Here is a 3,243-nt window from a genome sequence, read left to right on the forward strand (position 1 = left end):
CAACCGCAAGTGCGAGGACCGACCCAACAAGCGCCCCCGCAATGCGGATCTGCGCGACGGCGGCAGCCTGGAACAGGATGCCGACCTGATCGCCATGCTCTACCGCGATGAGATCTACAACGAGGACTCCCCCGACAAGGGCACCGCGGAACTCATTTGGACGAAATACCGGAACGGCGCGACTGGCACTGACAGATTGGCCGCTCAGCTGTGGCGCGCTCGATTTGAAGACCTGTCGCCGGAGTGGCAGCCGGTGGCCAACGTGACGCCCATGCGCAAAAAGCGCGGCGGAGGGTTCAATTATGACGAGTGAGTGGACGGTGGTGTGGGACCGCAAGAACAAGCGTTATGTCCCGCAGATGAGCAGCCAGGCGATTGCCACGGCGTTCGTTACAGCGTTCCGCGATCTCACCCCGGAGAGCTACATCGTGGCCCTGGCACCGAACCAGGCGCAGGCGGAGAGCTTTGCTGAAACGCTAAACCATCAAGCGAGGTGAAAATGAGACCCAAAAGCACACCGTTCGGGAAATATCTGCCGTTTCGCAGTGATCGCCTGTCCCCGCAGGCTGAGCTCGGGAAAATGACGGAGGCCGCCGAGCGCCAGGCGTTGATTGACGACGCTAAGCGCGTGTTTTTCGACCGCGGCGGCAAAATCCAGCACCTGCCACCCCCGCAGTACAAGCAGAGTCGCAAGGCTGGAGGGGTGAGTGCGATGTTGGGATCCAGGGGGAGGGGTGATGCCTGAGCAGATCATCCGCACCGAGCGCGACCGCCACCAGGCCATTCAGCAACTGGCCGCCATGCCGCTGGCGCGGCCGATCAGGCTGACCATGACCAACGTGAAGTCTAAGCGCAGCCTCGCGCAAAATAGATTGCTTTGGATGTGGAACAACTGCATCCAGGAGCATCTGCGCGAGCACTTCGGCCAGATCGCCAGTGCCGAGGAGTGGCACGAGATCCTGACGGCCAAGCTGTGGCCCGCCGAGATCCGCACCGTGGAGCTGCCCGGCGGCTGGCGCTTTAAGGTCGGGCGGGCCAAGACACGCAATTTCTCGACCTTGGAAATGACCCACTACCTGGAGCGGCTGGACGCCTACTGTGCGGAACACCTGGGGTTGATTTTGCCGCATCCGGAGGAATTGACCGCCGAGGCGATGGGGGCAGCGGCATGAAGTGGACAGTCAAAGACCTTCGCACCCTGCGGAAACTGTACCCCAAAACCCCCACGCGAGAGCTCGCGGAAAAGCTGGGGCGCTCTGACCGTGCGGTTTACCAGATGGCGCGCATTCAGGGGTTGAGCAAGAGCCCGGAGTACAGGCGCGAGCAGGCGAAGCGCACGAAGGCGCCGGAGGCCACGAGATTCACAGAGGGGCACAAGCCCTGGAACAAGGGCATTCAGTGGGACGCGGGTGGTCGGTCGCCGGAGACACGGTTCAAGCCAGGACATCGGCCGCAGACATGGCAGCCAGTCGGCACCGAAGTTGAGCGGGCCGATGGGTACATCAAGGTCAAGGTGAGCGATACGCGCTCCAAGAGCGACTGGAAGCTCAAGCACGTCGCGGTGTGGGAGGAGCACAACGGGCCTCTGCCAGAGGGTCAGATTGTCGTTTTCAAGAATCGAGACACCCGGGACTTCCGGCCCGAGAACCTGGAGGCCATTACCCGAGGCGAGAACATGCGCCGCAACGCTTATTACAACCGATACCCGCCGGAGGTGGCCCAGCTTATCCAGCTTCGCGGGGCGCTAAACCGGCAAATCCGAGAGAGGGCAGGGCAATGAGAAATCGCATAGGGGATTTGAGGGATCACTTGTTCGAGACCATCGAAGCGCTGAAGGACAAGGACGAGCCGATGGATATTGCCAGAGCCAAGGCGGTGTCTGAAGTCGCGCAGACCATCATCAATTCGGCGAAGGTCGAGGTGGACTTCCTGAATGTCACGCAGCGCAACGATGATGCCGGATTCCTCAGCAACAAGCGGGAGCTGCCGCCGGCTGAGGTGAAATCCATCGGCAAGGGTAAGTAAGGCATGACCCTCTCCCAACCCCGCAAGCGCAAGTGCCTGGAGGCCGCATGAAGAAAGCAGAGCGCGAATACTTGAACCGGCTGTCCGCCCTGGGCTGTATTGCCTGCGCGATCCAGGGCACCCCGGGCACGCCGGCAGAGATTCATCACCCGAGGTCGGGCAAGGGCGTGAGCCAGCGGGCGGACCACTTCGCGGCGATCCCGCTCTGTCCAGCCCACCACCGGGGCACAATGCACCCGCAAGTACCGAGCGTGCATTTAGCGCCCAAAGCGTTCTTTGAGCAGCTTGGCAGTGAGTCGGAACTGATCGAGCGGGCGCGGGAGATGCTGGAATGGGCGGCGTGACCCCCACTGAGCACGAAGAACAAAAAGCCGTCGTGCGCTGGTTCGATCTGCAATACAAGGAGCTGCGTGGCCGGTTATTCGCGGTGCCGAACGGGGCGCACTTGGCGGGCTCTTCAAAGCAGCGGGGCGCCAAGGTGGCCCGAGCCAAGGCCGAGGGGATGCGCGTCGGTGTGCCGGACTTGTGGCTGCCGGTCAGGCGTCACGAATTTATCGGGCTGGTGATTGAGATGAAGCGCACCAAGGGCGGCGTACTGAGCGCAGAGCAGGCCGACTGGCTCGACTGGCTGGCAGGGCAGGGCTACATGGCCGTCGTGTGCAAGGGCGCTGAGGCGGCGATACAGACGATCAGAGGGTATCTGGAGGTGGTCAATGGTTGACCTATCGAGAGCCGTGCAGACGGTGCCTGTGCTCGACTGCATGAGGTGCGGCACCGACCTACTGCGCAAAGAACTCCGGCAGGGCCTCTACTACTGCGCCGCCTGCCGAAAGGTGAAGGCCGAGGCGGAGCACCGGGAGAAGTTGGCCCGGGATCTGAGCCGGGCGAACGGGAGGGTGCGCGGATGATGCGGCGATCGAACCGGGCCCGGAGCACACACAGAGCATGGCGCCGCCGCGGCATCCAGATGACTGAGGGACAGTTCCAGGCCATCCAGCACATCGGCGGATTCAGGCGCGGCCGGTACCGGGGCCGAGAGGCGGCCCGGCTGGTCCTGGTTGAGGGCTACACGCAGAAGCAGGCGTGTCTGACAGTCGGGGTCTCGCTGGGTGTTGTGAGCCAGACAATCGGCCGCTATGTCGGCCTGTTCGACCTGATGGAAAAATACGCCGGGGAGTTTGTTGCGGATGAGCAAGACGACAGCGCGCGAGCAGGCTG

Annotated in this window: 10 protein-coding genes; all 10 read left to right on the forward strand. The window is 62.8% G+C overall.

Annotated features, from left to right (window positions below; translation table 11 throughout):
* The coding region (locus AC52Q4_RS07210) for a DnaB-like helicase C-terminal domain-containing protein (RefSeq protein ID WP_495536124.1) at positions 1-313 on the forward strand (313 nt) is incomplete at its 5' end.
* Positions 303-497, forward strand: coding sequence for a hypothetical protein (locus AC52Q4_RS07215; protein ID WP_495536125.1), 195 nt, complete (start codon positions 303-305; stop codon positions 495-497). The genes AC52Q4_RS07210 and AC52Q4_RS07215, both read left to right, overlap by 11 nt.
* A gap of 2 nt (positions 498-499) precedes the next feature.
* On the forward strand, positions 500-745 hold the full coding sequence (locus AC52Q4_RS07220; RefSeq protein ID WP_495536126.1) for a hypothetical protein: 246 nt from the start codon (positions 500-502) through the stop codon (positions 743-745).
* Entirely contained in the window at positions 738-1,172 is a 435-nt protein-coding gene (locus AC52Q4_RS07225; protein WP_495536127.1) for a recombination protein NinB, read from the forward strand. The genes AC52Q4_RS07220 and AC52Q4_RS07225 overlap by 8 nt, the downstream gene beginning before the upstream one ends.
* A complete protein-coding gene (locus tag AC52Q4_RS07230; RefSeq protein ID WP_495536128.1) occupies positions 1,169-1,780 on the forward strand; it encodes an HNH endonuclease signature motif containing protein in 612 nt (203 codons plus the stop codon). Before AC52Q4_RS07225 ends, AC52Q4_RS07230 begins: the two co-directional genes overlap by 4 nt.
* A gap of 29 nt (positions 1,781-1,809) precedes the next feature.
* Positions 1,810-2,025, forward strand: coding sequence for a hypothetical protein (locus tag AC52Q4_RS07235; protein WP_495536129.1), 216 nt, complete (start codon positions 1,810-1,812; stop codon positions 2,023-2,025).
* Between the two features lie 47 nt (positions 2,026-2,072).
* The gene (locus AC52Q4_RS07240) at positions 2,073-2,369 is read left to right on the forward strand and encodes a Ref family recombination enhancement nuclease (protein ID WP_495536130.1); all 297 of its coding nucleotides are present in this window, start codon (positions 2,073-2,075) and stop codon (positions 2,367-2,369) included.
* Complete coding sequence (locus AC52Q4_RS07245; protein WP_495536131.1) at positions 2,357-2,746, forward strand: VRR-NUC domain-containing protein; 390 nt, start codon at positions 2,357-2,359, stop codon at positions 2,744-2,746. Before AC52Q4_RS07240 ends, AC52Q4_RS07245 begins: the two co-directional genes overlap by 13 nt.
* Positions 2,739-2,933, forward strand: a complete 195-nt coding sequence (locus AC52Q4_RS07250) for a hypothetical protein (protein WP_495536132.1) — start codon at positions 2,739-2,741, stop codon at positions 2,931-2,933. The genes AC52Q4_RS07245 and AC52Q4_RS07250 overlap by 8 nt, the downstream gene beginning before the upstream one ends.
* A 59-nt stretch (positions 2,934-2,992) precedes the next feature.
* Positions 2,993-3,243 (forward strand): TrfB-related DNA-binding protein (locus AC52Q4_RS07255; RefSeq protein WP_495536133.1); only part of this gene is annotated, 251 nt, incomplete at its 3' end.

It is taken from the genome of Nitrococcus sp. (assembly GCF_059432795.1).